The 1,548-nt window shown below is 55.8% G+C and carries 1 protein-coding gene; it reads right to left on the bottom strand.

Translation table 11 applies throughout. The annotated features are described in order from the left end of the window. Positions 1 to 242 precede the first annotated feature (242 nt). Positions 243 to 1,253 carry a hypothetical protein gene (locus ACTQ34_RS17880; protein WP_441364951.1) on the bottom strand — a complete coding sequence of 337 codons (1,011 nt, stop codon included), beginning with the start codon at positions 1,251 to 1,253 and terminating at the stop codon, positions 243 to 245. Positions 1,254 to 1,548 lie beyond the last annotated feature (295 nt).

Below are 1,548 nucleotides of genomic sequence, written 5' to 3'. Positions count from 1 at the left end.
GCCGCAGTTTTCCTGCGTTCCGCTACGCTCCACTTCGGAAAACTGCGCTGTATTACCATGCTTTTCAGATTTTGGGTGTTTCCAGACTGCACATTTCTTGACATTTCCAAGATATAAGGGGCGGTTTTGTCAAAGTTCGGTATCATTTCGGGGCGGGTTTCAGCGGTCAGTTTCCCATGCGAAAGGGGTCGGTGAAATGGCGTACCCTTTCCCCGGTAGCGGTGGAACAAAACGGAACACCCTTACCGCTCCCAATCCCGGCGCACCTCTTTTGTCCGTTCCTGCCGGAGCATGGCGGCAAGGTTGGACTGGACTTTCAGCAGTTCGCCCACTTTGGCTTTCTGTTCCCGATACTCGGCGTAAAGCCCGTTTTTTTCGGAAATCAGGGTTTCATTTTCCGCTTGCAGCTTGGAAACGGCGGGCAGCTTCTTCAAGCCCTGTTCCCGGAAATACCGCACCGCCGCTTCGTACAGCGTCAAGTCGGAACGGTGCTGCTCCCGGTACTGTTCCGGCTTTTTGGCGTTTTTCAGCCCCTCATGGGCGGGCCTGGTCTTGCGGTAAACGGAGATCTGCCGCATGAGTTCCTTGTTGGCGGTGATTTTCGTTTCCAGTCCTTTCAGCCTTTCCCCGGCGGTATGCTGCCCGGAAATGGCGGCTTCAAGGGCTACGTCCACTTCTTCGGGGCTGGCAAAGCCATGCTCGGAAAGGAAAGTCATGGTCTTTGCCATCTGTTTGAGGTTAAAGATTTTCGCCCAACGCTCATAGCCGATACCTTTTCCCTCGGCTCGCTTGGCGGCTATATCCACAAGCCGCTGCGGGCTGTCGGGGTTCGGGGCGGTTTTTGCGGTTTCTGTCCGCTGTATGCCCCCGGACACCTGCGACTGGTGCTCCTGCCTGTCCTGCGCCTTTGCGGCCGCTCTATGGGCGTTCTGCTCCAAAACGGCAAGGACGGCGGCTTTGTCAAAATCCGTCCCCAGCTTCCGGGCGGTGATGGGCTTCGTCCTGTCCGGCGTGAGGTAACTAAGCCGCCCCCGGCTCTCCTTGACGGTCACGCCCTCCCGCAATAGGAGAGAGGAAAACTCGTCAAAGCTGGCGGCGGTGGAAAGGGCTTGGCGTATGGTCTGCCGCAAACGGTCTTTGTCGGTTTCAAACTTAGTTGTCCTCGGCGTGATACCCCCGGCAAGCATAGCAGTGTTTTCCTTATCCAGCTTGGCTTGCCCCTTGCGCTTCGCCCAGTATTCACGCTCGGTCACTTTGTTTCGGCTGCCGTTCAAGAGGTCGATTTGGTAAAGCCCCTCCCGGTGGCACATCTGTTCAACGAATGGTATCTGCGTGACCAGTCCAAAAAGGTTTCGGCAGCATACCGTGTTAAGGGGAAGGCAGGCAAGCCCACCACCAACAACGCCATCTATGGCTACAAAAAAGACCCGGAGGATAATGCTGATTTTCAGTTATCAACTTCGCCACATCGGTGTTGGCAAGTACAATATGGTCAAGCGCGTCAAGGCAGTCAAGCCAGAGCTTGAACGCTATGGGGGATTGGTACAG

This window comes from Agathobaculum sp. LCP25S3_E8 (assembly GCF_052117165.1).
Taxonomy (GTDB): Bacteria; Bacillota; Clostridia; order Oscillospirales; family Butyricicoccaceae; genus Agathobaculum.
The sequence above is the reverse complement of the archived record's forward strand: the minus strand, read 5'-3'. Positions and strand labels throughout refer to the sequence as shown.